Annotated in this window: 27 protein-coding genes and 2 pseudogenes; 8 read left to right on the forward strand and 21 right to left on the reverse strand. The window is 61.1% G+C overall.

Features of this window, described 5'->3' with window-relative positions:
- Window positions 1–153: 153 nt before the first annotated feature.
- On the reverse strand, window positions 154–1,632 hold the full coding sequence (gene hisS / locus NVV72_04340) for a histidine--tRNA ligase (protein MCR6658594.1): 1,479 nt from the start codon (window positions 1,630–1,632) through the stop codon (window positions 154–156).
- A gap of 180 nt (window positions 1,633–1,812) precedes the next feature.
- Here hisS and NVV72_04345 point away from each other — a divergent pair, with 180 nt between their 5' ends.
- The 3 genes from NVV72_04345 to NVV72_04355 all read left to right on the forward strand — a co-directional run bounded on the left by NVV72_04345 (window position 1,813) and on the right by NVV72_04355 (window position 3,152).
- The gene (locus NVV72_04345) at window positions 1,813–1,983 is read left to right on the forward strand and encodes a hypothetical protein (protein MCR6658595.1); all 171 of its coding nucleotides are present in this window, start codon (window positions 1,813–1,815) and stop codon (window positions 1,981–1,983) included.
- A gap of 231 nt (window positions 1,984–2,214) precedes the next feature.
- Entirely contained in the window at window positions 2,215–2,703 is a 489-nt protein-coding gene (locus tag NVV72_04350) for a hypothetical protein (GenBank protein MCR6658596.1), read from the forward strand.
- Entirely contained in the window at window positions 2,703–3,152 is a 450-nt protein-coding gene (locus NVV72_04355) for a hypothetical protein (protein MCR6658597.1), read from the forward strand. The genes NVV72_04350 and NVV72_04355 overlap by 1 nt, the downstream gene beginning before the upstream one ends.
- A gap of 196 nt (window positions 3,153–3,348) precedes the next feature.
- Here the strand turns inward: NVV72_04355 and NVV72_04360 are convergent, their stop codons facing one another.
- The 7 genes and pseudogenes from NVV72_04360 to NVV72_04390 form a co-directional block, all read right to left on the reverse strand.
- On the reverse strand, window positions 3,349–3,651 hold the full coding sequence (locus tag NVV72_04360) for a thioredoxin family protein (GenBank protein MCR6658598.1): 303 nt from the start codon (window positions 3,649–3,651) through the stop codon (window positions 3,349–3,351).
- Window positions 3,581–4,153: a hypothetical protein gene (locus NVV72_04365; GenBank protein MCR6658599.1), complete on the reverse strand. Its 573-nt coding sequence runs from the start codon at window positions 4,151–4,153 to the stop codon at window positions 3,581–3,583. Before NVV72_04365 ends, NVV72_04360 begins: the two co-directional genes overlap by 71 nt.
- A gap of 5 nt (window positions 4,154–4,158) precedes the next feature.
- Window positions 4,159–5,424 (reverse strand): protein-disulfide reductase DsbD family protein, encoded by a 1,266-nt coding sequence (locus NVV72_04370; protein ID MCR6658600.1) that lies wholly within the window; start codon window positions 5,422–5,424, stop codon window positions 4,159–4,161.
- Between the two features lie 298 nt (window positions 5,425–5,722).
- The gene (locus tag NVV72_04375; GenBank protein MCR6658601.1) at window positions 5,723–6,409 is read right to left on the reverse strand and encodes a hypothetical protein; all 687 of its coding nucleotides are present in this window, start codon (window positions 6,407–6,409) and stop codon (window positions 5,723–5,725) included.
- Between the two features lie 80 nt (window positions 6,410–6,489).
- Window positions 6,490–8,738, reverse strand: a pseudogene (gene ptsP, locus NVV72_04380) (phosphoenolpyruvate--protein phosphotransferase).
- Window positions 8,739–8,909: 171 nt separating this feature from the next.
- Window positions 8,910–9,716 carry a hypothetical protein gene (locus NVV72_04385; protein MCR6658602.1) on the reverse strand — a complete coding sequence of 269 codons (807 nt, stop codon included), beginning with the start codon at window positions 9,714–9,716 and terminating at the stop codon, window positions 8,910–8,912.
- 54 nt (window positions 9,717–9,770) lie between these two features.
- The gene (locus NVV72_04390; protein MCR6658603.1) at window positions 9,771–10,160 is read right to left on the reverse strand and encodes a hypothetical protein; all 390 of its coding nucleotides are present in this window, start codon (window positions 10,158–10,160) and stop codon (window positions 9,771–9,773) included.
- A 113-nt stretch (window positions 10,161–10,273) separates the two neighbouring features.
- On the opposite strand from NVV72_04390, the gene NVV72_04395 reads away from it, so the two are divergent.
- The gene (locus NVV72_04395) at window positions 10,274–11,293 is read left to right on the forward strand and encodes an IS30 family transposase (protein MCR6658604.1); all 1,020 of its coding nucleotides are present in this window, start codon (window positions 10,274–10,276) and stop codon (window positions 11,291–11,293) included.
- A 41-nt stretch (window positions 11,294–11,334) separates the two neighbouring features.
- Here the strand turns inward: NVV72_04395 and NVV72_04400 are convergent, their stop codons facing one another.
- From NVV72_04400 to NVV72_04415, 4 genes are all read right to left on the reverse strand, one after another.
- On the reverse strand, window positions 11,335–11,592 hold the full coding sequence (locus NVV72_04400) for a hypothetical protein (protein ID MCR6658605.1): 258 nt from the start codon (window positions 11,590–11,592) through the stop codon (window positions 11,335–11,337).
- Complete coding sequence (locus NVV72_04405) at window positions 11,511–12,998, reverse strand: methyl-accepting chemotaxis protein (protein ID MCR6658606.1); 1,488 nt, start codon at window positions 12,996–12,998, stop codon at window positions 11,511–11,513. Before NVV72_04405 ends, NVV72_04400 begins: the two co-directional genes overlap by 82 nt.
- A gap of 186 nt (window positions 12,999–13,184) precedes the next feature.
- Window positions 13,185–14,873 carry a methyl-accepting chemotaxis protein gene (locus tag NVV72_04410; GenBank protein ID MCR6658607.1) on the reverse strand — a complete coding sequence of 563 codons (1,689 nt, stop codon included), beginning with the start codon at window positions 14,871–14,873 and terminating at the stop codon, window positions 13,185–13,187.
- Window positions 14,874–15,175: 302 nt separating this feature from the next.
- Window positions 15,176–16,444, reverse strand: coding sequence for an aspartate kinase (locus NVV72_04415; protein ID MCR6658608.1), 1,269 nt, complete (start codon window positions 16,442–16,444; stop codon window positions 15,176–15,178).
- 248 nt (window positions 16,445–16,692) lie between these two features.
- On the opposite strand from NVV72_04415, the gene ubiG reads away from it, so the two are divergent.
- From ubiG to NVV72_04430, 3 genes and pseudogenes are all read left to right on the forward strand, one after another.
- The gene (gene ubiG / locus NVV72_04420; protein MCR6658609.1) at window positions 16,693–17,475 is read left to right on the forward strand and encodes a bifunctional 2-polyprenyl-6-hydroxyphenol methylase/3-demethylubiquinol 3-O-methyltransferase UbiG; all 783 of its coding nucleotides are present in this window, start codon (window positions 16,693–16,695) and stop codon (window positions 17,473–17,475) included.
- Between the two features lie 200 nt (window positions 17,476–17,675).
- Window positions 17,676–18,534, forward strand: a pseudogene (gene prmC, locus NVV72_04425) (peptide chain release factor N(5)-glutamine methyltransferase).
- A gap of 305 nt (window positions 18,535–18,839) precedes the next feature.
- Window positions 18,840–19,805, forward strand: coding sequence for a DUF4167 domain-containing protein (locus tag NVV72_04430; protein ID MCR6658610.1), 966 nt, complete (start codon window positions 18,840–18,842; stop codon window positions 19,803–19,805).
- An 88-nt stretch (window positions 19,806–19,893) separates the two neighbouring features.
- Here the strand turns inward: NVV72_04430 and NVV72_04435 are convergent, their stop codons facing one another.
- The 4 genes from NVV72_04435 to NVV72_04450 all read right to left on the reverse strand — a co-directional run bounded on the left by NVV72_04435 (window position 19,894) and on the right by NVV72_04450 (window position 22,442).
- Window positions 19,894–20,364, reverse strand: a complete 471-nt coding sequence (locus NVV72_04435; GenBank protein MCR6658611.1) for a DUF1178 family protein — start codon at window positions 20,362–20,364, stop codon at window positions 19,894–19,896.
- Window positions 20,361–21,188 (reverse strand): carbon-nitrogen hydrolase family protein, encoded by an 828-nt coding sequence (locus NVV72_04440; protein ID MCR6658612.1) that lies wholly within the window; start codon window positions 21,186–21,188, stop codon window positions 20,361–20,363. Before NVV72_04440 ends, NVV72_04435 begins: the two co-directional genes overlap by 4 nt.
- 2 nt (window positions 21,189–21,190) lie before the next feature.
- Complete coding sequence (gene grxC, locus NVV72_04445) at window positions 21,191–21,445, reverse strand: glutaredoxin 3 (protein MCR6658613.1); 255 nt, start codon at window positions 21,443–21,445, stop codon at window positions 21,191–21,193.
- Between the two features lie 178 nt (window positions 21,446–21,623).
- Window positions 21,624–22,442 carry a ComF family protein gene (locus NVV72_04450; protein ID MCR6658614.1) on the reverse strand — a complete coding sequence of 273 codons (819 nt, stop codon included), beginning with the start codon at window positions 22,440–22,442 and terminating at the stop codon, window positions 21,624–21,626.
- Window positions 22,443–22,492: 50 nt separating this feature from the next.
- On the opposite strand from NVV72_04450, the gene NVV72_04455 reads away from it, so the two are divergent.
- Complete coding sequence (locus NVV72_04455; GenBank protein ID MCR6658615.1) at window positions 22,493–23,356, forward strand: methyltransferase domain-containing protein; 864 nt, start codon at window positions 22,493–22,495, stop codon at window positions 23,354–23,356.
- Here NVV72_04455 and NVV72_04460 read toward each other — a convergent pair.
- The 5 genes from NVV72_04460 to argJ form a co-directional block, all read right to left on the reverse strand.
- Window positions 23,353–23,901 (reverse strand): YbjP/YqhG family protein, encoded by a 549-nt coding sequence (locus NVV72_04460; protein ID MCR6658616.1) that lies wholly within the window; start codon window positions 23,899–23,901, stop codon window positions 23,353–23,355. The genes NVV72_04455 and NVV72_04460 overlap by 4 nt on opposite strands.
- 58 nt (window positions 23,902–23,959) lie before the next feature.
- On the reverse strand, window positions 23,960–24,295 hold the full coding sequence (locus NVV72_04465) for an excalibur calcium-binding domain-containing protein (GenBank protein MCR6658617.1): 336 nt from the start codon (window positions 24,293–24,295) through the stop codon (window positions 23,960–23,962).
- 69 nt (window positions 24,296–24,364) lie between these two features.
- Window positions 24,365–24,763, reverse strand: coding sequence for an 8-oxo-dGTP diphosphatase MutT (gene mutT / locus NVV72_04470; protein ID MCR6658618.1), 399 nt, complete (start codon window positions 24,761–24,763; stop codon window positions 24,365–24,367).
- Window positions 24,760–25,338 carry a hypothetical protein gene (locus tag NVV72_04475; GenBank protein MCR6658619.1) on the reverse strand — a complete coding sequence of 193 codons (579 nt, stop codon included), beginning with the start codon at window positions 25,336–25,338 and terminating at the stop codon, window positions 24,760–24,762. Before NVV72_04475 ends, mutT begins: the two co-directional genes overlap by 4 nt.
- Before the next feature lie 143 nt (window positions 25,339–25,481).
- Window positions 25,482–26,912 carry a bifunctional glutamate N-acetyltransferase/amino-acid acetyltransferase ArgJ gene (argJ, locus tag NVV72_04480; GenBank protein MCR6658620.1) on the reverse strand — a complete coding sequence of 477 codons (1,431 nt, stop codon included), beginning with the start codon at window positions 26,910–26,912 and terminating at the stop codon, window positions 25,482–25,484.
- Between the last annotated feature and the right edge of the window lies 1 nt (window position 26,913).

Here is a 26,913-nt window from a genome sequence, read left to right on the forward strand (position 1 = left end):
AGTTCTGCTCTCTTGGAGTGGAGAAAACATTTTTTTGCCAGGACTGTCAACCGGTTTTGTCACATTACGTCAAAATTATTTCAGCAATGCGGCCATATTGTTTTTCAACGTCAAAAACGGAGCATCATTGGCAGCGCTTCCATCCGCAAAGCGTTACGATTCCACTATGGATTTCAAGTGCTTGATAGCTTCGGCACGGGGCAGGGTTACCTGTCCCGGCCGACCTTCACGCCAAGCCTTATTGTCACTTATTTGCATCGCCAGATCACGGCCGAGATCGAGATCCTTGACAGTAACCGTACCAGATTTCAGTTCATCCTCACCAATCATGACTGCCGCGGGGCTGAATCGACGGTCGGCATATTTCATCTGGGCCTTCATGCCGGAACGGCCGAGATAGACTTCGGCGGGCAGGCCGGCGGCGCGCAGTTCAGCGGCCAGGCTGAAATATTCGCCCATGTCCGAATCCGAAAAGGCGATAATGACGATCGGGCCGCGGGCGCCGCTGCGCTTGCCGCCATCGAGCAGGCTGAGGGCGGCGGCCAGGCGCGAGACACCGAACGAGAAGCCGGTAGCCGGGACGGACTGGCCGGTAAAGCGCGCCACAAGATCATCATAGCGACCGCCGCCGCCGACACTGCCCATCTGGACCAGATTGCCCTTGTCGTCGCGCAGTTCGCGCAGGAATTCCGCCTCGAACACGGGGCCGGTATAGTATTCGAGACCGCGCACGATGCCGGGATCGAAAATGGCTTCCTCTTCGGCCACGCCCATGGCCGAAACGGCGGCATTGATACGCGCCAGATCTTCCAGTCCCGCCTGACCTTCGGCCGAATTGGCGAGCACGGCCGCCAGCTTTTCCAGCACGCCGGAGCGGGTATCGGCCCCGCCCGCCAGAACGAAATCGAGCACGGGCTGGATGGCGGCGTCGGGCAGTTGCGCCCCCTTGGTATAGTCGCCACTTTCGTCCTTGCGGCCCGCGCCGAGCAGCAGGGCCACGCCTTCGGGACCAAACCGGTCCATCTTGTCGATGGCGCGCAGCACGCCCAGTTGCTGCCCGGCATCGGTGACGCCGAGGCTCACCAGCAGGCCATTCAGCAGCTTGCGGTTATTGATGCGAATTCGCGCCGGCACATCGAGCGCCTTGTAGCCGGCGACGGCCAGTGCGATCACTTCGGCATCGGCTTCCGGACGGTCGGAGCCGACGATATCGGCGTCGCACTGCATGAATTCGCGCAGGCGGCCGGGGCCGGGCTTTTCATTGCGCCAGACAGGGCCGAAGGCATAGCGGCGGAAGGGCTTGGGCAGGGTTTCCCAGTTCTGCGCCACGAAGCGGGCCAGCGGCGCGGTCAGGTCGTAGCGCAGGGCCATCCACTGATCATCATCATCCTGCTGGGCAAACACCCCGACATTGGGACGATCGGAATCGGGCAGGAACTTGCCGAGCGCGTCGGCATATTCAAAGGCCGGCGTTTGCAAAGCTTCGAAGCCGAAATCCTCATACACCTTCGAGACGGTCTCGATCAGCCGGCGCTCGATGGCGATCTGGCCGCTGCGCTTGTCGATAAAGCCGCGCGGGCTGCGCGCTTCGGGCCGGAAGGTCTCGGTGTCTTTTTCAGAGTTCTGGGTCATGGCGGGCGAATTAAAGCATCCCGCCGCCGGAGACAAGCTGAAACAAAAAACCGGTTCGCCCGTAAGGGGAAAATAAAGACGCTACGGTATTTTGACACTTAAGTCAAAAAATGCGATCAACCCCTTCAAAATGCGGTAAAACAATGTTATAAATATGGTTCCCTTAAGGAGGGCAAAACAATGAGTAAGTCGCATACAGCAGAGAACTTTTCGCGTTTTGTCGTAGCCATGGTCGTCGTCGTCGCCCTCATCGGCGCCGTCGTCTGGGCCTTCTCGACCTTCGACTCGATAGGTTGTGCCGCCGGTGTTCCGTGTCACAAGGGCGGTGAGCCCACGCACGTCAGTTACTGACGAAGCTCAAGGCTTCGCCATCCGTCATTTGCAGGAGTGACCTCCGGCTCAGTCCATGTGATCGAGCCGCTTGGCAGGTGTGTTCCTGATACGCGGCCATTAACGCCGCTCCGTGCCCCATCGGAGCGGCGTTAATGGTGTCTTTTATAATGGCGTCAGCTATTCGTTAACGCTTTCTTGGCCGCCATATTGCATAGTGTCGGGCAGTTTGTGTCACTCCCGGAGCGCGCCGTGAAACGTCCTCTTGTTACCGTCTGCCTGGCCAGCCTGTTACTGGCTTCGGGATCACCTGTCCTTGCTGCTGCCGCACCGACGCAAAGCGCCATATCGCAGGAACCCTTCTTCGCCGGACTGGTGACGGAAGCCGGGCGCCTGAAAGCCGAAACCGAGGGCTTCACGCCGACGCCGACCCTCGTGTCGCAACCCGATTTCAAGACCTATGCCCAGGCGATCAAGGCGCTTTCCGCCGGTGACCTGCAGGGCCACATGACGCTGAAAGCGCGCGGCACCGACCGCGACCTGAAATGTATCCTGACCGGCCTGTCACGCGACCTGCCGATCAAGCTGACGGCGATAGAGGCAGCGAAGGACGATGCCGCCATGAAAACGGCGCTGACCAATATGGCCGACCTGCTGAGCGACAATATCGACGTGATCGTCACGCCGGCCACCGCTGATTCCGGGCTGGACTGCACCCTCGAATTCGGGCCCGACGCCTGATGCGTCGCATTGCGGGGCTGGCCCTTATCACCTTGCTCGCGCTTGCGGCCTGCGACAAGCCAAAGCCAGCGGCCACGCCCGCCGCGCAAGGCCCGTCCCTCCCGGCCAGCCAGACCGCCTTCCTGGCCCTGCCGCGCACCGGCGCGGCGACGGATGACTTCTGCACGCGATTCAAGACCTTCGACCGGTTTGAAAACTGGCAAGGCAAGGTTCAGGATCTGCGTATCTCGACGCTCGACGGCACGGCCGACCTGGAGATCAATATCGGCCAGGGCATACGCCTGGAGGCGATCGTGCAGAAGAGCGACCCGGCCTATCCGTCACTGCTCAAGCTGGGCCTTGGACAGGCGATTATCGTTTCCGGCCAGTTCACCCATGCCAATAATGACGCCGACTGCCTCTATTATCGCGGGCCATTCGGCGTGCATTTAACAGCGCTGGCGGGTTAGAAGGCAAGAAGATCACGGACAGGCACGGAAAAAGACGGAAAAGCACGGAAATATGAGCTTATGACGACATCTTTGCCCGAAGGGCGTTAAGTGAGTCTATGGAAACAAAGACGCCATGCTGGCGCTACGCGCCGGTGTTGCCGGACACTTATTTCCGTGTCTTTCCGTCTTTTTCCGTGCCCGTCCGTGATCCCCTTCACTTCCCCCGGATCACCTTCACCACATCGGCCGTCTTGAGCAATTGCGGCAGAACGACCGGCTCGGCGTTATTGGGGCCATAATAGACATAGAGCGGCACGCCGGAGCGACCGAACAGGGTCAGGTAACGGGCGATGGCGGCATCCTGGTTGGTCCAGTCCCCCACCATATAGACCGTGCCGGTATCGGCCACGGCCTTTTCAAAATCTTTGGTGCTCAGGACAAGGCGTTCATTGACCTTGCAGGTGACGCACCAGGCGGCGGTCAGGTCGACGAAGACCGGCTTGCCCTCGGCGCGCAAGGCGGCCAGGCTTTCGACGCTGAAATCCTGATGCGTGATCAGGCCGGCAGGCGCGGCCGGTGTCTTTTTCGGCGCGCGGCAGGGAGGCCGCCAGACCGCACAGCACGAGCCCGCCCGCCAGGACCAGCGGCTTGACGATCTTCGGCAGCGGACTTTTCAGCACGGCGATGACGACCAGCGCCAGGGCGAAGACCAGCAGGATCAGGCCATAGGGCTCGACCTGCTGCGCAAACACCCAGACCAGCCACAGGCAGGCGGCATACATCAGCAGCGACAGGATGTGCTTGAGAACATCCATCCACTTGTCGGGCTTCGGCAGCAGGCGGGCGAAACCCGGCACCAGGGTGATCAGGAAGGTCAGGACGACGAACGGCAGGGCAAAGCCAAGCCCTAAGCTGACGAAGACGGCAAAGGAAACCAATCCCCCTTGCGCCAACGCCACGCCGATGGCCGTGGCCATGAAGGGCGCGGTGCAGGGCGCGGCCACGACCACAGCCAGCACGCCGGTCAGCAGAGCGCTGAGCCGCGGGCGTTTCGATGATACCGGATGCCGCCCACCGCCTGCAGGGAGGTGCCGATTTCAAACACGCCCGACATATTGAGCGCCACCAGCAGCATGACCAGGCTCAAACCGGCGGTGACATAGGGAGACTGCAACTGGAAGCCCCAGCCGATCGACTGGCCGAAGGCGCGCGCCGCCATCAGGATCAGGGCGAGGCCGACAAAGGTGAGGATGGTGCCTGCGCCATAGAACAGCGATTCCTGTTGTGCCAAGCCCTTGTCATGGCCGGAGCGCGCCAGGCTGAGCAGCTTCATGGAAAGGACCGGGAAAACGCACGGCATCAGGTTGAGGATCAGCCCGCCGATAAAGGCGCCGGCGATGGCGATCAGGATGCCGGAGAGGGAAGCATCCGCCTTGGCCTGCGGCGCGGCGCCAAGACCATGGACTGACGGATCAAGCGGGGCGCGTGTGAGTTTGATCGCATAGGCAGTGCCATCCGCCAGTTTCAGCACGCCTGAGAGGTCGCCCTCCGGCAGGGCCGTGCCAGCGGCCTTGGTGCGCAGGGCGAAGCCTTTCGCCCCCATATCAAGCGCCTGAGGCGCCGGGGCGCTTGTCACACCACTCTGTTCGGGAAAGAAGTAAGCCCCTTGCGCGCTTACATCCGCCAGAGGTAAGCCCAGTTCAACCTCCCCATTGTGCAGGTCGATGGTCGCGGCGGCGGTATTGGCAATCGGCAGGGCCTTGCGGGCCTTTTCTATAACACCGGCATCAGCGCTCGGCTTCGGCGCCCCGACCTTGAGATCGAGGCTCACATCGAGGCTTTCGGGGATACAAACATCGGCACAGACGAGAAAATCGACATGGGCCTTGATGGGCAGGGTGTCTCCCGCCGAGAGACTGGAACCGTTATGCGCCGGGATCAGCAGGACCGTGCGGCCGGTAAAGCCATAGCTCATCAGGCCAAAGGCCGGCAGCAATTCCGGTGTCGGGAACTGCGCGTCTGCTGTGGTCACGCCGTCCGGCAGGTTCCATTTGAATTTGGGCGGCAGGCCGGTATCGCCGGGATTGATCCAGTAGGTATGCCAGCCAGGGGCCGGGGTATAGTCGAGCGCCAGGGTGATATCGCCATTCGGCGCAACCGTGGCGGACTCGGCGATCAGGCGGGCAGTAATGTGGGGGGATTTGCCTTCGATGGCGGCGTCCTGGGCATTGGCCGGCAGGGCAAAGGCAAGCACGAAGAGACAGACAACAAACCGCAGAATTGAAGACACGCGCCACCCGATGGAATTGGTTTTGCCTATCTATACGTCGAAGACCGCATTTTGGTGACAGAAAATTTTTGCGGCGAGCAATATGATTTCTTGTTGAATCATCTCTCTTCACTTCCCCCCCTCTCCCCATTTTCATGGGGAGAGGACGACGGGCAAGGCGAAGCCGCAGATCGTCGGGTGAGGGGCTTGTGTCCATTTGAAATGCCCCTCACCCGGTCGCCTTCACTACGCTCGGCTCCCGTCCTCTCCCCACAAGTGGGGAGAGGGGGAAGGATTTGGCCTCACGCTTAAGCCATGATCAGGGCTCGACGGCGGTTTCGCAGTCACGGTTGCCGTTCATGCGCGTCACCCAGACGGGCTCGACATAGCGGTCACCATCGCGGAAGCCGGGGGCGCAGCCTTCGGGGGTGCTGGCGCCGCTGCGGTTCTGGCCGGTCATGTCGAGCGACAGGCCCACCGATTGCGAGGTGCCCCCACGACGTCCCCAGCCGCGCCCGTACCCGTACCCGTAGCCATAATCGTCATAGCCATAAGGGTCGCCGTAATAGCCAAAGCCGCCGTTCTTGCCGTAGTCGGTCTGGCTGACCGCGATACCCAGCGTGCCGTTTTCGCCCAGCGGAATAAGAGACGAGACATAGGCGCTGCGATAGCCGCCGGTGCCGACAGTGACACTGGCCACGCCATGCACCTGACGCCTGGCCCCATCATCATCATCGACCGGCCATAAGGCGTCATTCTGATCGTCGCGGCTGATTTTCGGGGAACGGGCGGTCCAGGCGGCCACCTGTTCCTCGGTGGTCAGGGGTTTGGTCAACTGCGCCGCCTTGGCCTGCAAATCCGCCTTGGCCTTGGTTTGTTCGGCTTCGGTCGGCAGGGGCGCCGGGCGCGAGGCGGCGACCACGACTTCATCGGCGGCCACCGCGAGAGAGGCCGTCAATGAACCGGCCGCCAGCGCAAGGGCGAAAACAAGACGAGACGTGAGCATGGGCCAATCCTCCAACCGGGTCATACTACACCCGGTCTGCCACCAAATTATGGCCTGAATGTATCATGGAGGCAAGCCGCCTACATATCGAGATCGAGCTTGCGCGCCAGCGACAAAATTTCGTTACGCACGCTGCCATTGGAGCTGGTCATGAGCTTGGTGATGGCCTTGGCGGCGGCCTCGCGGTCACACGACAGGATCATGCGCTTGACCTGGCCAAGGCCCGCCGGCGGCATGGAGAGGCGCTCAAAGCCCGGGGCGATCAGCACGAAGGCTTCCAGCGGACGGCCGGCGATCTCGCCGCAGACCGACACCGGTGTGCCTGACTCCTTCGCCGCCTTCTGGATCATCGACAGGGCGGTCAGGAAAGGCGGTGATAACGGATCGTAGCGATCCGACATCTTCGGATTGGTGCGATCGGCCGCGAAGAGATACTGCATCAGGTCATTGGTGCCGACCGAGGCGAAATCGACCAGCGGCAGCAGGGCATCTAGGTGGAACAGCAGGGACGGACATTCGATCATGGCGCCGACGCGCAACAGCGCCGGCAGGACGCGGCCGCGCCGCTTGGCCCAGGCGCATTCGATATCGACCATTTCCCGCGCCTGACGGAACTCGTCGATCGAGGCCACCATCGGGAACATGATGCGCAGTTCGCGGCCCCGCGCGGCGGTAATCAGGGCCCGAAGCTGCATGCGCAAAAGCGCCGGGCGGTCCAGCCCCATGCGGATGGCACGCCAGCCGAGCGCCGGGTTTTCCTCGCGCTCCATCTCCATATAGGGCAGGATCTTGTCGCCGCCGAGATCGAGCGTACGGAAGGTCACGGGCCGATCACCGGCGCCATCCATGATGCGTTCGTAAAGCTCGGTCTGGCGCTTGAGGCGCGGCAAATCGTCGGACACCATGAACTGGAATTCGGTGCGGAACAGGCCAATGCCCTCGGCGCCAGTTTCGTTCATGATTTCGATATCAAATTCCAGACCGGCATTCATCAGCAGGGTGATGCGCTGGCCATCACGGGTGACGGCCTCGACATCCTTGATCTTGCTGAATTCGGCGCGCTGGGCGGCGCGGACATCCATCCGCGTCGTCGCCGCCTCGATGATATCCGGACGCGGCCGCAGGTAGGCTTCGCCGGTTTCGCCGTCGACAATGACGATATCGCCCTGACTGACCTTGTCGCGCAGCCCTTGCAGGCGACCGACGCAGGGGATTTGCAGCGCGCGCGCCACGATGGCGGCATGGTTCGAAGCCGAACCTTCTTCGAGCAGTATCCCCTTCAGACGCGTGCGGTCATATTCCAGCAGGTCGGCCGGACCGAGATCGCGGGCGACGAGTATCGAGTTATCCGGAATGTCGCGGACCGTGGTGTTCTTGCCGGCCAGGACGCGCAGCAGGCGGTTGGCCAGGTCTTCGAGATCGTGCAGGCGCTCGCGCATATAGGCGTCGCGGGCGTTATTGAGCTTGGCGCGCTGCTCGTTACGCACGCGATCGACCGCCGCTTCCGCGGTCAGGCCGTTGCGCACGGCTTCGGTCAGGTTGCGCACCCAACTCGTCGAGTGGGCGAACATGCGGTAGGTTTCGAGCACGTCAAACGTCGGCCCCGCCGGCCGTGCGTGCCTTCGAACATGGCGTCGATCTGTTCGCGCAGAACGATGATGGCGTCATTCAGGCGCGCTTCCTCGGCCACCGAATCGTCGCTCAGCAGATGCTCGGAGGTCACCGGCACCTCGTGCAGGATGACAACGCCCAAGCTGATGCCGTCGGCGAAGATCGAGCCCTTCAGACGCTCCGGGCGCGAGGGCGCCAGTTCGATGTCCTTCAGTTCTTCCAGGCCGACCAGTTCGCCCGCCGTCACGATCTCGGACAGCACCATGGCGATGATCTGGAGATCCTCGACCTCTTCTTCCTCGTACTTGCGCGCCGCCATGTTCTGCACGACCAGGACGCCAATGGTGCGGCCACCGCGCAGCAGGGGCACGCCGAGGAAGGACTTGTAAGGGTCTTCGCCGGTTTCCGGACGGTAGGAGAAGCTGGGGTGCGAGGTCGCATCCATCAGGTTGAGCGGCACGCCGGCGCGCGCCACTTCACCGACCAGACCTTCAGACAGCCGCATCCGCGTTTTGTGGACGGCGGCGGCGTTCAGGCCCTCGGTGGCGAAGAGTTCCAGTTCTTCGGAGGTGCGGCGCAGATAGATCGAGCAGACCTCGGCCACCATGCTGGAGGCGATGATGCGCACCACCGTATCGAGGCGCGCCTGGGCGGACTGGCCCTCCTCCATCGTCTCGCGGATCTGGCGCAGCAGGCCGCGCTGGCCGCGAACGGCCATGAAGGGTTTCGGAATACCTTCGAACGGACCCAGTTTTACCACCCTAATATCCCTTCCGGCCCTTTGGGCGTCGATACGCGACAGGCTCTTATTCTGAAACCCTTTTCGCGCGCTGTCTAGCGGCAGCACCCGCCGCCGCGCAAGTCACGAAGGGGTTATAATCACATTGATTTAACAGTCTGATACATTTGATGCCGCATGAGGTCGCCGCCGCGTCGATACAGCGATATTGTCAAACAGGGCATACTGAGCCGATGGCGGCGCGAAATCGGGCGTGCCGCCGCCGAAAAAGGTCTCGAAACGGAAACTGTCGATGGCGAAATCCGCCGTGTCACGCCAGCGGATATGCCGGTTTCGGTAGACGCGGCGGCCATCCAGCCAGGATTCGCTGACGCCATCGGCCCGACCGGGATGGTTCATCTTCACGTAGGTCTCCACATGATGCCAGACGCCGGTGCTCAGGCGGGCATTCCGCCACGGCGCGATATCGCCATAGATATCGGCCTGCTCCGGCCAGTAGAGATACTGGGCGGCACGGTCGCCGCGCCAGATCACGCGCGATGACCAGCCATCGCGGCCATCGGGCTTCTTGCCGCCACTGTTGCAGGCGCCGCCGCAAAGTCCCAGCAGCTTCCCCTCTTTGACGAAGGTAAAGCCCGCCGGAAAATAGACATCGAAGGTGAGGTAAAGCGCATCGTGCCGCGCAAGGGTAAACGGGATAATGACGCCTTCCCCTACCCGGCCGGCAGGATAGTCGACGCGCAGGGCCTGGCCGCAGCGGCCGGGCGCGGCCACGATGGTGGCGCGGCCTTCCTCTATGCCGTCACTCCACGCCGGATGATGGAAATCCGTGTTCATCGTCGCCGGGCTATAGGGTCCGGCTAAAGCGGTTTCGAAATCAACTGCGAACAGATTGTCTTTTGCCGCGACAGGCGCGGCCACGGACCAGATTAGAAGCAGAAGAGCGACAGCTTTCATCCGCTGAGCCTGACAGAAAACCGGACTGTTGGCCATCCGCTTATCCTACAGGCTTCAGTTTTCGATTTTGTCGTCGTAGTCTGCCAGGGCCTGCATGACGTGCGGCTGGTCCTGGTATTTCCGGCGCAGATTAGCCAGTTTGCGGTCAGTACCCTTACAGGTGTCGTTAATGGCATTTGTAATTTCCTTGGCGCGGTTCTCATCATAGGACTCTTCGCCACGCCAGTGATCGCATTCGTCGCGCGTTTCCATGAAGGCCTGAACATCCGCGGGCATCGCTTCCGCAGACGATGTGTCTTGCTCATACGCGGTCGCAACAGCCACAAAGGATGACTCACTTGCCGATGACGTCGCAACGGCCATATCGGCGGGAGGATTGGCCGCAGGTGACTGATGACATCCCGCCAGTAGAGGCAGTAGCGCAAACATAACCCGGATCTGCATCAATCCCCCTGGGCTTTCAAAAGACTTATTATGCGCGGATTATTCAATCAAAGGTGGACTCTATTTTGAAGAGCGAATGATCCATAAAATCAACCGCTTCTTGAGAGACCATTATGGGCCATTCTTACACCCATCTGACGAAGGAAGAACGTCAGACAATCTACAAACTGCTCGATCGCAAAATTCCACTCACGCAGATCGCCAAGATGCTCGGCCGCCACCATTCGACGCTTTATCGCGAAATTCGGCGCAATTATTTTCACGATAGAGAATGCCCGCAATACTCTGGATGGTTTGCATGGAACGCAACCGAGTTCGCGCGCAAGCGGCGTTTTAAACGGCGCAAGCTGGAGCGTGATCTCGAGTTGCGTGTGCACATCATAGAGAGACTTGAGCAGCACTGGTCACCTGAACAAATCGCCGGTCGTCTCAAGCTTCACCCTGTGGGTAAATCCAGGTTCGGCCGCGTCTGTTCAGAGACGATCTATCGCTTTATCTACGATCGCAGCAACCGTGAGATGGCGCTTTACACCCTGCTCGCCCGCCGGCGTAGAACTCGGCGTGGCCTCCGTGGCCGCAAGCCAAGAGGGTCACATATCCCTTTGTATTGTAACATAAAACAAAGACCTGAAGACATTGCTAATCGCGAGACTTTTGGACATTGGGAGGCCGATCTGGTGATTTTCCGACGCGACTTCGGAAAGGCAAACATCACCAGTCTGATCGAGCGCAAAAGCCGTTACCAAGTCGTCATCCGCAATAAGGATCGCCACTCGTTAGGTGTCTTAGGCGCCATCCAGGAGCAATTACGCCCTCTCCCATCTCAGGGCCGCCAGTCAGTCACTTTCGACCGTGGAACCGAGTTCATGGCGTGGAAAACGCTGCATCAGTCGTTGGGTATCAGAAGCTACTTTTGCGACACGGCCTCACCCTATCAAAAGGGTTCCGTCGAGAACGCGAATGGGAGATTGCGCCGCTATTTGCCGCTCGAGACTGATCTGAAAAGACTCGAGGATGCGGCCCTGTCCTCTATTGCTCTGCGGATGAACAATACGCCCCGTCAGTGCCTGGGATACCGAACGCCGGCCGAAGTTTTCAACGCCGAACTGGCTCAAATCAGAAAAGCCTGCTAGTCCGAAACCGGACTTCGCACTTCGATTAGAACCCGCCAAACCTAAGCCGCCTGCAACTGCTTCACGAAGTTCTGCACTTCCTTTTGCAGGTCGCCGGCCTGTTCGCTGAGATTGCCCGAAAGACCCATCAGTTGCGTACTCGCCGCACCGGTCATTTCCGCCGCCCGGCCGACGCCGAAGATGTTCTCAGTCACCTGTTGGGTGCCGTCGGACGCCTTCACCGTATTGCCGGCGATCTCATGCGTGGCGGCGCCCTGCTGTTCCACCGCCGAGGCGATATTGGCCGAGATGCTGCGCATGTCGGTGATGGTGGCGACGATCTTCTCGATCGAGGCGACGGTGCGCTGGGTGGCCTCCTGAATCTGCGACACACGGTCGCCGATATCTGGGTGGCGCGCGCCGTCTGGTTGGCCAGGGTCTTGACCTCGGAGGCAACGACCGCGAAGCCCTTGCCGGAGTCGCCGGCGCGGGCCGCTTCGATGGTGGCGTTCAGCGCCAGCAGATTGGTCTGGGCGGCGATATCATTGATCAGGCTGACCACGGCGCCGATACCAGATGCGGCTTCGGAGAGGGCGCGGATTTCATGCTCGGTGCTGCCGATCTCGTCGGCGGCTTCGCTGGCCACCTGTGCGGCGCGCAGAACCCGGCCGTTGATTTCGGAGACGGAGGCCGACATTTCCTCGGTGGCGGCGGCGACCGTCTGGACATTGACGGCGGCTTCTTCGGCCGCGCCCGAGACCACCATGGCCTGACGGCTGGTCTCCTCGGCCGTGGCTGAAAGACTTTGGGCCGCATCGGAGACTTCGGAGGAGGAGCGTACAAACGAATCGGCCAGATCGACCATCTTGCCCTGGAAGCTTTCGACCACCTGGCGCTCGCGTTGCAGGCGCGCCAGTTCGGCGGCCTTGGCGGTCTCGGCGGCTTCGCGCAGACGCCGGCCTTCCTCCAGCCCCTGGCGGAAGGTTTCGAGCGTGCGGGCCATGCCGCCCAGTTCATCCCTGCGGTCCTGACCGGGAACGGTGATGTCAAGCGTCCCCTTGTCCATCTCGCTCATGGTGGCGTTCAGCGCCGACAGCGGCCGCACGATCCCCATGCGCGTCACCATTATGGCCCCCACCATGACGATCACCAGCCCGAAGCCAAGCCCCGCCCAGGTAATGCCGATGGTATGCTGCGTATCGGCGCCGGCGGCAGCGGAAGCCGCGACATTATCCGCAATCGTTTCATCGACCACCTGCGCCATGGTCTTTTCCAGTTGCGATATGGCCGGATCGCAGGTGGTCCGCATCAGGCGAAGCGCATCGGCATCATCGCCGCTCTCCGCCAGGCGGCGGGTCTCGGCACAGGTTTCATCGATGGCCGCATTATAGCTGGCCTGGATGCCCTGGATGCGCTTCGCTTCCGAAGGCAGGGCCTTCAGGGCCTCGTTGGTTTCCTTGGAGAAGGAACTCTGGGCCAGTTTCAGTTCGCTGGTGGCGTCGGCTATATCCTGGGGATCATTGAAAGAGACCAGCTTGTAGAAGGCCGTCTGGACGCGCTGAATGTTCTTGCTGGCGCGCTCCATGTCGACCGCGGCCGTGCCCGGTCCGGAAATCACCCGGCCGTAATCGGCGCTGATAGCGCTCATGCGCGAGGTCGTGAAAAAGACGGCGCCAATGACGACGAGCGCCAAAAAACCCAGCAAACTCAGGACTTTGCCCAACATGGGCATGTTTTTGAACGACACGGGCAACCTCAGAGGCGAAGGACGCATACGCTTGGATCTCGAACGGAACGCCCCCGGATTCGTCCGGACCGTCGATCTTCGTGCATGTCAGGTGATGTATTATGTAACGAACTGTAGTTAATGCCGGTTTAACTGTGATCTTATCCTGCCTTATAATACCTTGTCTTAGGCCGTGCGGAGCTGGCTGACGAACGCATTGACCTCGCGTTGCAGGTCGTCGGCCTGAGCAGACAGAGTACCCGAAAGGCCCATAAGCTGGGTGGAGGCCGCGCCGGTCATTTCCGCCGCCCGGCCAACGCCGAAGATGTTCTCGGTCACCTGAAGGGCGCCCGTCGAGGCGCGGGCGGTATTGCCGGCGATTTCGTGCGTGGCCGCGCCCTGCTGCCCGACCGCCGAGGCAATGGCGGTGGAGATCGAACGGACATCGCCGATAGTGGCGACGATCCGGCCAATCGAGGCGACGGTGCGTTGCGTGGCTTCCTGGATTTGTGCGACCTTTGCGCCGATATCGCCGGTCGCTTTCGCCGTCTGGGTGGCCAGTTGCTTGACCTCGGAAGCCACGACGGCAAACCCCTTGCCGGCCTCACCGGCGCGGGCGGCTTCGATGGTGGCATTGAGCGCCAGCAGGTTGGTCTGTGAGGCGATATCGCTGATCAGGCTGAGCACGGCGCCGATTTCCTGAGCGGCCTCAGACAGTTCGCGGATGTCGGTTTCCGAGCGCGCCGCCTCGTTGGCGGCCTCGACCGTGACGCCAGCGGCGGCGGTCACCTGGCTGTCGATCTCGCGGATCGAGACGGTCATTTCCTCTGTGGCGGCGGCGACCGTCTGGACATTGACCGCAGCCTCTTCCGCCGCGCCGGAGACGACCTGGGCCTGACGGCTGGTTTCCTCGGCCGTGGCGGCCAGGCTTTGCGCCGCTTCCGAGACTTCACGCGACGAGCGGACGAAGGCGTCCGCCAGCACACCCATTTTCGACTGGAAGCTGTCGGCGATGCGGTCACGCTCCGCCTGCATCTTCTCGGCATTGAGCCGCTCGGCATCGGCGGCCTGGGCACGCAGGGTTTCGGTTTCCTGCAGGCCCCGGCGGAAGATATCGGAGGCGCGCGCCATGGCGCCGATCTCGTCCTTGCGGTCCTGCCCCGGCACCTCGACCGCCGGGTCACCGCCGGTCATGGCCGTCATGGTGCCGGTCAGGCTTTTCAGTGGCCGGACGATAAACATCAGGGTCATCCAGATGGCCAGAGCCAGAACGATTCCCAGACCGGCGATGACGCCCGTCCACGAAAGGCCGATGGTCTGGCGCGTTTCGGCACCGGCGGCCGCCGAGGCCGCGGCATTATCCGCCAGGGTGTCATCGACGACCTTCGACATGGTGCTGGTCAGTTGCCCAATGGCCGGATCACAGACATCCTGAAGCTGCCTGACCGCGCCGGCATCATTATCGGCATCGGCCAGTTCGCGGGTGGGCGCGCAGGCGTCGTCTATGGCAGCCACATAGCTGGCCTGCATATCGGATATGCGTTTTGTCTCCGCCGGCAGGGCTTTCATGGCCTCGCCGGTTTCCTGGGTAAAGGCGGCCTGGGCCTTTTTGAGATCGGCCTCGGCCTTCGCCCGGTCCTGCGGGCTGATGGCGATGGCCAGTTTGTAAAAAGCGGTCCCGGAACGTTCGATCTGCCGGCTGGCGCGTTCCATATCGACCGAAGCGACGCCCGGCCCGGCGATGACGGCGCTGTAATCGGCGCCGATCTTCGCCATCTTGGTTGTGGTGAAAGCGACGGCCGCGATAACGACGACAGCGAGCGACAGCAGCATGGCCAGGGCCTTGCCGAGCATGGGCATATTCTTGAACGACACCGGAAACCTCATGAAAACAAGGACGGCATTCGCGCAGATGTCAGAGAAAGCAGGCCCCGGTTACGCTTACAGAGACGATCTTCGTGGATGTCCCGGCGGAAGGTATGCCGACACGGTTAACAGCACCTTAAGGTTGTAAGGCAGGAGGTTGGTCAATTTTTTGAGATTTACTGTCGCGTATAAGTCGCTGTGATGAGCCGAGACGCATTGGCGTGCGAGCACCCGACGCGACGTGTACGCTTGTACACGAGCAAGGGCGCACAGGACGACGGCGCGGCGCAGGCCATCGCAGTAGACTTAGACTAGGCGCCCACCTTGTCCAGGCCATAGGCGGCATGGAGCGCGCGGACGGCCAGTTCGGTATAGGCTTCATCGATCAGGACGGAAATCTTGATTTCCGAGGTCGAGATGACCTGGATATTGATGCCTTTTTCCGACAGGGCGCGGAACATGGTCTCGGCCACGCCGGTATGCGAACGCATACCGACGCCGACGATCGAGATTTTCGACACGCCTTCATCGACCTTGATGTCGTCGAAGCCGATCTCCGCCTTGGCGGCGGCCATGATCTCGGCGGCGCGCTGGGCGTCGCGGCGGCCGACGGTGAAGAGCTGGTTGGCATATTCGCCCGAGCGCTTTTCCGACTGAACGATCATGTCGACATTGATATTGGCGGCCGCCAGCTTGGAGAAAACCGCAGCCGAAACGCCGATCTTGTTGGGCAGGCCCAAAAGGGTGATCTTGGCCTCATCACGGCTGTAGGCCACGCCGGAAACGATATGTTTTTCCACGATTTCTTCCTCGTCGCACACCAAAGTGCCTTGATCTAGATTTTCGCCGGGTTCGACGAAGGATGACAACACGCGCACCGGCATCCGGTAAGCCATGGCCAGTTCGACCGAACGGGTCTGGAGCACCTTGGCGCCGAGCGAGGCCATTTCCAGCATTTCCTCGAAGGAAATCTTCGGCAGGCGCTTCGCCTTGCTCTCGATGCGCGGGTCGGTGGTATAGACGCCGTCGACATCGGTATAGATGTCGCAGCGGATGGCCTTGGCGGCTATGGCCACAGCCACGGCGGAGGTATCCGAACCGCCACGGCCCAACGTGGTTATGCGGTCATCGTCGGTTACGCCCTGAAAACCGGGGACGACGACGATCTGGCCGGAATCGAGCGCATTGATCAGGTTGTCGGCCTCGAAATCGCCGATGCGCGCCTTGCCGTGCAGGTTTGAGGTCTTGATCGGCAACTGCCAGCCCATCATCGAGCGCGCCGGATAACCGAGATTTCGCAGCGTCATGGCCAGCAGGCCAGCGGTCACCTGTTCGCCGGAAGCTACGACCACGTCATATTCGTCATCGCTGTTGGCATGAACTTCGGCGGCCTTGCCGGTAGGCTGGCCGGCGCCGTCTGTCCAGGCGACCAGTTCATTGGTCTTGCCGGCCATGGCCGAAACCACCACCGCCACCTTGTGACCGGCGTCAACCTCGGCCGCCACCAGCCGCGCCGCCCTGCGGATGCGTTCGAGATCGGCCATGGAGGTGCCGCCGAACTTCATCACTAAACGCGTCATTTCGCCACTTTCTTTCTGACGGACAGGCATCTATCCTTGTCCGGACTTGTTGCGCGGCCTAATTAGCGGTTAAACCCCTGTGCTGCAAGGCCGATTCCGGCGACAAAAGATGAGAAATAGGCACGCAAAATGGCGCAAAACCTAAACAGTTTGGATTCAGGTGCGGCCAGCGTTTTCAGCATCGATGAAGGCGAACCGCGCTCAAGCAGCGCAGCGGTAGCGCAACGTAAAATGGACGAGCCCCAGTCATGAATACGACAGTCAACGATTCCGGCTCCGCAGAAGGCTTCAGTATCGATCAGGGCGAAGTCTCGCGTTTTTCAGCGCTGGCCGCCAAGTGGTGGGACGTGAAGGGTGAATTCGCACCGCTGCACAAATTCAACCCGACGCGTGTGAAATTCATCCGCGAGACCTGCTCGGAACATTTCGCGCTCGACTACCGCAAGCGCGCGCCTTTCGAGGGCCTGCAACTGCTCGATGTCGGCTGCGGCGGCGGGCTGCTCAGCGAGCCGATGCGCCGGATGGGCTTTACCGTCACCGGCCTCGATGCCTCTGAAAAGAATATCGGCACGGCCAGCGCCCATGCCGCGCAAGGGGGACTCGATATCCGCTACCTCAACCAGACGGTCGAGCAACTGGCGGCTTCCGGCGAGGTGCTTTACGATGTGGTCCTGACCATGGAGGTCATCGAACACGTCAGCGATCCGGAAGCGTTCCTGAAAACGTGCGCCTCGCTGGTCAAGCCGGGCGGCCTGCTGTTCGTGGCGACCCTGAACCGCACGGCCAAGGCCTATGGCCTGGCGATCGTCGGCGCCGAATATGTGCTGCAATGGGTGCCTAAGGGCACGCACGACTGGCAGAAATTCCTGACGCCGGAGGAGATCAAAACCTTCCTCGACGGCACGCCGCTGATGCCGGAACCACCGGTGGGCGTCAGTTATCATCCGATTTCAGGCACCTGGGCCTTGTCGGACGATACCGATGTGAACTACATGGTGGTGGCGAAATATCCGGTTACGACCGCGTTTTAACCTAGCAAGCAAGATACCCCACCCCCAACGCGCAAGAGCGCGTCGGTCCCATGGCTGGCGAAAGCTATACTTTCGCTGGCACCAAACCCCGACAAGCGGGGAGGTACACATTTCTTGATCCTCCCCGCTTGTCGGGGAGGGGGACCATTGCAAAGCAATGGTGGTGGGGCTTCTTCCTTTCACAGCTCTAAAGATTGCCCATGCCCCTCACACTCGTCAAAGCCTGGACCGGCGCCCAGCAACGCCTCAAGGCCGCCTTTATCGACTCGCCCGCCATCGACGCGCGCCTGCTGCTGGAGGCCGCCACCGGCGCCACCCGCGCCGATATTCTGACTGATCCCTACCGCGAACTGACCGACGACCAGATCAATACGCTGGAGGAATTCCTGGCGCGGCGCGAAAACGCGTGCCGGTGGCGCGGATTCTCGGCCGCAAGGGATTCTGGAAGCTGCTGCTCAACCTCTCCGAACATGTGCTGATCCCTCGGCCGGAAACCGAGGTAATCGTTGATATGATCCTCAAGCGCAGCCAGCCAGGCGATGCCTTCCAGTTGGCCGATCTCGGCACCGGGTCCGGCGCCATCCTGCTGTCGGTGCTGTCCGAACGCCCGGCCGCCAGGGGCTGGGCACCGATATCAGCGAGGACGCCCCGGCCGTGGCGCGCGACAATGCCGCCAATCTCGGCCTGTCGCACCAGACCGCCTTCCTGCGCACCTCGTGGGGCTCGGGCCTGCATGACGGCACCTTCGATATCGTGGCGTCGAACCCGCCCTATATCCGTTCCGAGGTCATCCCGACCCTGGAGCCGGAGGTCAAGGAGCACGACCCGATTCTCGCGCTCGATGGCGGTCTAAGCGGCCTCGATGCCTATATCGAACTGGCGCCGGAGATTTTCCGCCTGCTCAAACCGGGCGGCATGGCCTATCTCGAAATCGGCTTCGATCAGGCGATGGACGTGGAAAACCTAATGAGATCAGCGGGTTTTGATGACGTTACTACCTATCTCGACCTGTCCAACCTGCCGCGTGTGGTGACCGGCCAAAAACCGCATCAGACCTGACATAAAATTCCGCTTGGCAGAAAGCTTCGGAAAGGCTAGACATAATCGTCTTCCTCACATCGCAGCAGGCCCGGCCTAAACAGACGGTATGAACGCGGCGGAGGACTGTGAGAGCGCGAGGTTTCTTCGGGTCATAAAAACGGCCCCCGCGCCCCTTAAAGCCAGGACAATTGCAAGGTTCAGGACCGCTCGACACGACGATAGCCAACGGTCCGACCTGACATTTATGCACATATTCGCCGCCCCACGAACAGACCGGGCGGAGCGTAAGAGAGACGAAATTACCGATGAAAGACTTCAGGGGCATGAAACGGCAACGCAGCCGTAACCGCAAACCCGCCGGCAATTCAAACAATCCCAACCGCGCCTACGAGTCGAACGGACCCGAAGGCACCAAGGTGCGCGGCAACGCCCAGACCATTTACGAAAAGTACCAGCAGCTCGCCCGCGACGCCAATTCGTCCGGCGACCGGGTTCTGGCTGAAAACCACCTGCAGCACGCCGAACACTATTTCCGCATGATCCGCCAGATGCAGCCAACGCGTCCGGTCTCGGAATTCGTGCAGCGCGACCCCTTCTCCAGCGGCTTCGACGATGACTACGAGGATGTGGAGGTCGAGGCCACCGATACGGACTCCGACGCCTCCGGCGACGAGCAGCCCTCGGACGAGCCGCGCTACGAGAGCCGCGAGCGCAACAATGATCGCGGCGATCGCAATAACCGTGATCGTGACAACCGCAATAACCGCGACCGTGACAACCGCAACAATCGCGATAACCGCAATAATGGCGATCGCAACAACGAGCAACGCAGCTTCGAACCGCGTAATAACGCACCACGCGATTCCGAGCCGCAATATGACGAAAACGGCAATCGCCGCGAAACCCGCCGCGAGCGCTATGAACGCCGCCGCCAGCAGCGTTTCGCCGAGCAGGAAGCCAATCTGAATGCGCCCGTGAGCATTTCGGCGCCCGCCGCAGAATATACCGCGCCGGCCTTTATCGCCTCGACCCAGCCCCTGGGCGCCAGACCCGCCGCGCAACCGGACCTCGGTTTTGAGGCGCCGGCCGCCGAGGCACCGGTGAAGGAAAAGCGCGAACGCCCGGAACGCAAGCCGCGCACCGAGGCTTCGGATGATGCGTCGCAATTGCCGGCCTTCCTGCATCGGCCAGCCCCAGTGGCCGCTGATGCGCCCGCCCCGGAGCCGGAAGCCAAGCCAAAGCGTACCCGCAAAAAGAAGGAAGACGCCAGCGCGTCCGAAGAAGCCTGATAAGAAAAAGCCTCCGATGCAAATCGGAGGCTTTTTTCTTATACCTCCCCAACTTGTTGGGGAGGTATAAGAAAGTCAGTTCAGCTTCTTATCGATCAGCGGCGTCGCGGGTGGCAACACAGGCACTTTTGCCTCCCCTTCCGTTGCTGGCGAAAAAGACCGGCACGGCCGCCACCGGCACGCCGTCCTCGACCAGCCCCTTGACCTCTTCCGGTGTGGCCTCGCCATAGATCGGGCGTTCCGGTGTCAGCCCCTCGTGCATGTCGCGGGCCTCGCTGGCAAATTCCTTGCCGACATAATCGTGCGTGGCCTCGACATGGCGGCGCAGACGATGCAGGGCCTCGGCCACGGCCTGCTGCGCCTCAGCCAGGCTTTGCGGCGCTTCCCTGCCCTTGGTGGTGCGCACCATCGGCGCCATGATCGCCTTGGTCACCGATTTTGAGCCGCACATCGGGCATTCGACCAGCCCTTTGGCCACCTGTTCGTCAAAGCCATCGGATGATGAAAACCAGGCATCGAACTCATGCTCGACAATGCACTTCAACGCGTAACGGATCATACTCGGAACTCTCTGTCGTGCTGCAGCGAAGGCAGGGCCTGCCGCGCACGGGTCACTTCACTGAAATCGATACTGGCTTCCAGAACCGCCGGGCGGTCATGGTCCAGACGGGCGATGACCTCGCCCCAGGGCGAGATCACCATGGAATGGCCATAGGTGGTGCGGCCGTCTTCATGCAGGCCGCCCTGCGCCGGGGCGAGCACGAAACAGCCGGTTTCGATGGCGCGGGCGCGCAGCAGAACCTCCCAGTGCGCCCTGCCGGTCGGCACTGTAAAGGCGGCGCAGACGGCGATCATGTTGGCGCCCTGCCCGGCCAGCGTGCGATGAAGGTGCGGGAAACGCACATCGTAGCAAATGGTCAGGCCCAGACCGCCCCACGGCGTTACGGCGACGGCCGCCGCTTCCCCCGGCCGCATGGCAGCGCTTTCGCGGTAAGACCGGCCATCGGGCGTATCGGCATCGAACAGGTGGATCTTGTCGTAACGGGCGACGATCTCGCCGCGCGCATCGATCAGCAGACTGCGATTGGCGGCCCTTTCGTCAATCTCCGACTTTACAATCGCCGAGCCAATCAGGATTTCGACACGCAATGACTGCGCCAGCTCGCGTACACCCTGGATAAAGACATCCTCGGCCTCGGTCGTCACCACCTGCGCCTTATGCTCTTTACGCGCCTCCATCAGGTTGGCGCATTCGGGCAGCAGGATAAGCTGCGCCCCATTGGCGGCGGCCTGCAGGATCAGCGGACGCGCATGGTCCAGCGCCGCCGCCGGCGTGGCCGGGGTGCGCGTCTGGATCAGGGCGAGGTTGAGGATGTCGGTCATGCTTATGCCGCCAGCAGCGGATCCAGACCGCCGCGGGCATTCAGCGCCATCAGGTCATCGCAGCCACCGACATGGGTGCCGTTGATAAATATCTGCGGATAGGTGTAGCGACCGGAACGCTCGTTCATTTCAGCGCGCAGGGCCGGATCGTGCGAGGCGACGATCTCGTTATATTCGGCGCCCTTTTCTTCCAGCAACGCCTTGGCGCGCTCGCAATAGGGGCAATAGGGCTTGGTATAGATATCGATCTTTGACATGGGGCACTCGGCACAAAATGACATTGAAACGAGAATATAGGAAAACGCATAATAAATTAAAGCGCATATGTGGATAAGATTGCAAAATCGAAACCACGAATGCACACGAATAGACACAAATTAAAGACGTCTCGCTCGATCTATTCGTGTTTATTCGTGCGCATTCGTGGTTCCAGCCTTATCTCGCCAAAACCACCCTGGCCAGCACGCACACATCGACCGAGGCCGCGCCGGCCTTCAGCAGGGTATCGGCGCAGGCGCGTAATGTGGCCCCGGTGGTAAACACATCGTCGATCAGCACGATCCGCTTGCCCTGGATACGTTTCTGATCGCGCGGCCCCACCGCAAACGCGCCGCGGACATTTTCCCAGCGCGCCTGTGCGCCCTTGCCGCGCTGATGGGTCTGGCGCGTGCGTTTCAGGGCATTGCCGAGATAGGCCCTGCCGAGACGCCGCGCCACCGGCCGAGCCAGTTCCGCCGCCTGATTGAAACGGCGATGCAGCAACCGCAAGGGGTGCAACGGCACCGGCATGACGATATCGGCCTCGGCGATAACGTCCGCACCGGCGCGTTCCAGCCAGCGCGTCAGCATGGGGGCGAGATCGAGCCGGTCGCCATTCTTGAAGCCGAGGATCAGCCCGCTGACGGCTTCGTCATAGACACAGGCGGCGCGGGCACGGCGGAAGGGAAAGGGCTTGTCCGTGCAGTCATCGCAGTGCGCGCCGCTACCGAGGAACAGCCCGCCCTCAAAGGGCCGGGCGCACATATCGCAGCCATCATGATCGAGAAAACGTATGCGCGACCAACTGGCCGACGCCAGTCCGGCGCCCATCAGGGCTTCCGGCGGCGCGTCTTCCACGCTGTCGAAGCGGTGTGGCGGGAAAACCGTATCAAGCGCGTGGGCCAGGGAGGCGCGGATATGAGCAGCGGTCAGGCGGTCATCGACAAAAGCCTTAACCTCTGAGCGGATTTGGCCTAAACGGGAGGCTAGTCGCATATAGAGTCCCCCATCATGTCGCTGCCCCCCGTTTATTTGATCGCACGCTTCTGGCCCACCGACTTGATCGCGCGGCCGGCGGCTTTTCGCAAGCGCATTTTCTGCGTGAACGGGCGGTGGAAGACCTGATCGAGACGCTATCCGCCATCAACCGGCAATTCGATGTGGCGCTCGATATGGCGGCGCGCGATGGCGCCTTTGGCCGGGCGTTTCAGGGCACCCCCGTGTCTGGCAAGATCGGCCTGCTGATCGAGGGGGACCTGTCGGAAAAGCTCTCGGCGCAGCAATCAGGTTCGGCGCGGCTGATCATGGACGAGGAAACCCTGCCCTTCGGCGATGACAGCCTCAACCTGGTGGTCAACGCCCTGGGGCTGCATACGGTCAATGATCTGCCGGGCGTGCTGGTGCAGGTGCGCCGCGCGTTAAAGCCGGACGGTCTGTTTATCGGTTCGCTGTTCGGCGGCGAGACCCTGACCGAGTTGCGCGCCTGCCTGATGGAGGCCGAGCTGGAGGTGCGCGGCGGTTATGGCCCGCGCATCGCCCCCTTCGCCGAAAGCCCGGACCTGATCGACCTGCTGAAACGCACGGGCTTTGCCATGCCGGTGGTCGACAGCGACCGGGTGACCGTGAGCTATGAGCATCCCTTGCGCCTGATGGCCGATCTGCGGATGATGGGGGAGAGCAATATCCTGCTCAAGCGGCCGCGCAAGGGCCTGAACCGCGCCATACTGGAGAAGGCGTCGGCGCTTTATTTCGAGCGTCATGCCGATAACGAAGGGCGGATCACGGCGACCTTCGAGATCATCACTCTGTCCGGCTGGAAGGCGCATGACAGCCAGCAAAAGCCGCTACGCCCCGGCTCGGCGAAGATGCGCCTGGCGGACGCTTTGGGCGTCAAGGAAGGCAAGCTCTAGCGCGAACTGGCTACAGTGTTGGAGCGGGCAAGCCAGTCATGCAGGCTGGGCATGTTTTTTGTGCCAATATCATGGATGCGCCAGTCACCGTCTTGCATCACCAGATCATAGGTGAATGTGCGCGGCTGCCGGGCTTCCGGGCTATAGGTGGCGTCTGTTTCGGTAACAGTGACGCTCGCCTTCGCCGTTGTGGCCGTTGCCTGCTCAATCTTGATGTTGGCGGATAATGTGCCGAAGTCCTGACAATCACAGATGGGATCGCCATCGAGTGCGCCGACCTCGCCATTCGCCAGGCGTGTATCTTCGGCCATCAGGCCCACCATCTCCCTGTCGAACCATAGCGGCGCCTGGGCGCCTGTCGGTGAGAAAGATGTATCCGCAGGCTTGCCTCTGTAATGGGCGTAAAGACGCGTCAGAAAAGCATCCGGATCAGGCTTCGCCGCTTGTGATGAAGCCACAGTGGACGAAACCTCAGATGGAATTTTATCACAAGCTGAAAGATTGCATAATGCAGCCAACACTATTCCGGCATGAATCGATTTCATACGCCCCTCCTCAGATTTGAAAGAACGTTAACACATTCCGGCTTTTTGGCCATTCCGCTCAGACGGCGCAGGCAACGCCCTTGTGGCGCGGATCGAGATAGCTCCAGTAGCCGGGGGCACCGCGATGGGCCGGCGCCAGATGGACCGCGCGGGCGATATCACAGCCGCCGCCAGCCGCCAGGTGTCGCAGGGTAGTCGGCACATCCCACGGGCTGAACTGAGTCAGGCCGAGATAGAGGCACAAGGCGATCAGGACAAAAGTACTGATCAGCTTCAGGCGATCGGAAATCTCGCTCTGCGCGTTCAGGCGTTTCGAGCTCGCGCCCAGGCGTTGCCGCAGGAATTGGGCGTCGTGTGTTTCAGACTGTCTTCCGTAGCTCGGTCCATGCGTCATTGCCCGGCCCTCCGGATAACCAGGTTACGCCGAAGGCTCTAACAGTGGGTTTTCAAAAACGCTTAACGATCAGATAAAATCGCGCAGCCAGGCGACCAACGGATCATCGGCCGGCGGCATGGGATACTGGCTCATGTCATTCGGGCGCACCCATTTGATGGCCTGGTGTTCCTTCGCTTCCGGCTCGCCTTCCCAGCGGCGGATCAGATAGAGCGGCATCAACAGGTGAAAGGTTTCATAGGTATGCGAGGCGAAGACAAACGGCGCCAGGCACGCCTGCTTGACGACGATGCCGAGTTCTTCTTCCAGTTCGCGGATCAGGGCGGTTTCCGGCGTCTCGCCCGGTTCGACCTTGCCGCCGGGAAACTCCCACAGGCCGGCCAGTTGCTTGCCTTCCGGACGCTGGGCGATCAGCACCCGACCATCGGAATCAACCAGGGCTGCGGCAACGACAAGGATGGTTTTCATTTTTCTTTTTCGCTGTTTTGTTCGGCTAAATTAACTACATAAATTGGCATCGGCTGCTCACCCGATACAATTTTAATCAAATTATCCCGCAACTTCTGCTGTGCGACATCATTTTCAGCATGAACTCTGGGATAATAAATGCCGAATTTTATTTGCTTAGCGGAAAATTTGTATCCTAAGGCTTTAGCCATTTTCACAAGCAAATCCATAAGAAGATCTACCCCTTGATCATTCCAAGATCGTATTTTTTCTTCATCAAGTCCTTCTAAATTTGCAGTTAAATGCTTCATGTATTCATGCCATGAATGTAAAACTTCACTTTCCAATTTGTTCTCAGTTTCAAAGAAAAATATTTTCTTTTCTTTTTCGAAGAACAATTCAATAGAATTCAACGCTTGAACATGGTCATTGGATGCCGCGCGTTGTGCTCGCGTTGACATCAAAGTGTGAAATATCCATAGCTTTTTCTGTCGCCCTTCCCTAATTCTCTCAATCCACTTTTGAACCTGAACTGCAATAAGTGGAGACACTAGGGTCGCCAAAATGATCAGAATGTTGGTCGTGTTGATTTCCATTGCTGTGCCCTTAGCCAATAGACTTTTTGTAACACGATTCGGAAATCGTGAGATTTGAGTCGAGTAGCAGGCGGCTAGCGACGGCTGTATGCTGATACAGCCTAGCGACGCCAACGCACTAATCGGCCAAAGATCGCGATTTCCTAGCTTCTATAGTCGCCGTTGATGCTGATATACCCATGCGTCAGATCGCAGGTATAGACATGCGCCAGCGCCCGGCCGACGCCGACATCGACGCTGATCTCCAGTTCGGCGTTTTTCATGTAGGCCGACATCGCCGCCTCGTCATAGGTGCGTGACACGGCGCCGTGTTCGGCCGCCACCAGATCGCCGAAGCGGATGGCGATGCGGTCGCGGTCCACCGGTTCCTCTGTCTTGCCGACGGCCATGACGATCCGGCCCCAGTTGGCGTCCTCGCCGGCCAGCGCCGTCTTGACCAGCGGGCTTTCGGCGATCGACTTGGCGATTTTCCGCGCCGAGGCCGGTGACGATGCGCCGGTGACATTGACCTTGACGAACTTGGTGGCGCCCTCACCGTCGCGGATCAGTTGCGTGGCCAGGGAGTGCATGACCTTTTCCAGCTTGGCCTTGAAATCGGCCAGACGCTTGTCGCCGGCGCGGGAAATCTTCGGTGCACCAGCCGCCCCCGTGGCGAACAGCAGGCAGGTGTCATTGGTCGAGGTATCGCCATCCACCGTCACCGAATTGAAGGTGGTGCGGGTGAAAAGCGCCAGCAGGCTTTGCAGCACGCCGGGCGACAGGGTGGCGTCCGTGGCGATAAAGGCCAGCATGGTGGCCATGTCCGGCGCGATCATGCCGGAGCCCTTGGCGATGCCGTTGATCCGCACCGTCACGCCCTCGATTACCGCCGTTTCCGAGGCGCCCTTGGGGAAGGTATCGGTAGTCATGATGGTGCCCGCGGCATCGGCCCAGGCATTGGCGCGCAGGTCTTTTTCCAGATCGAACAAGCGGGCGGCGATCTTGCTGTCATCGAGCACCACGCCGATCACGCCTGTACTCGCCAGCATGATGTCGCGCTGGCGGCAGTCGATACGACGTGACAACGCCGAGGCCGTGCGGCGGGCGGCGTCGGCGCCCGGCTTGCCGGTGAAGGCATTGGCGCAGCCGGCATTGCAGATCAGGGCGCGGACATCGCTGCCCTCATTGGCGTCGAGCTGTTTCTTGCACCAGTCCACCGGCGCGGAGCCGACCGTATGGCGCGTGAAGACGCCGGCGCAGGTGGTGCCTTCGGCGAACTTCATCAGCAGGGTGTCTTTGCGGTCGTGCTTGTAGAAGCCGGAGCGGACGGTAGAGAGTTGCACGCCGCCCACCGGCGGCATATCCGGCAGCGGCACGGCCAGGGGGGATACGGCCAGGCCGGGCTTTCCGGGTGCCGCCGCTTTAGGGGCTTCGGCCTCCGGCGCGTGGGTCAGGTTGGCGACCGCATCGGCGCCGGTTTGCACCGCACGTTTCACCGCGCTGGTAAAGGGATCAAGCGCGCGCTCCAAACCCTCGGCGGCACGCTGGGTAATGCGGCTGGCGGAAGGGGTCTTTGATGGGGGCGTCTTGGTCACT

The sequence above is a fragment of the Asticcacaulis sp. genome, assembly GCA_024707255.1.
In the GTDB taxonomy this organism is placed as follows: Bacteria; Pseudomonadota; Alphaproteobacteria; order Caulobacterales; family Caulobacteraceae; genus Asticcacaulis.